The organism is Pseudomonas hunanensis (assembly GCF_013393325.1).
GTDB lineage: Bacteria > Pseudomonadota > Gammaproteobacteria > Pseudomonadales > Pseudomonadaceae > Aquipseudomonas > Aquipseudomonas putida_P.
This window is the reverse complement of the sequence record NZ_QJRC01000045.1, coordinates 1-303: the sequence shown is the minus strand read 5'-3', so window position 1 is coordinate 303 and position 303 is coordinate 1. Positions and strand designations below refer to the sequence as shown.

The 303-nt window shown below is 61.7% G+C and carries 1 pseudogene; it reads right to left on the bottom strand.

The features are described 5' to 3' along the window. Positions 1-303, bottom strand: a pseudogene (locus DM807_RS28235) (T6SS effector BTH_I2691 family protein); the annotation flags it as partial.

Here is a 303-nt window from a genome sequence, read left to right as displayed (position 1 = left end):
GCAGCGCTTTCATCTCCTCTACCTGCGCCATGCCGCTCTTCAAATACTTCTGTACTTCCTGGCTGAACGGATTTTCCGTGATGGCCTGGCTGGTGATCCGGTAGCGCGCTGCCAATAGCCCCAGCGCTTTCTCGGCATTCCCTTCACGCGCCGCCATCAACACCTGCTTACGCAGACCATGGCTGGCATCCCAACGGGTTTGCCCGCGCAGGCGCTTGAGCACCACGGTATTGACCGTCTGGGCGGTGAGGTCGGTGATGCCGGCCATGGCCGGAAAGCGGCCGGCCAAGCCTTCGATCACGT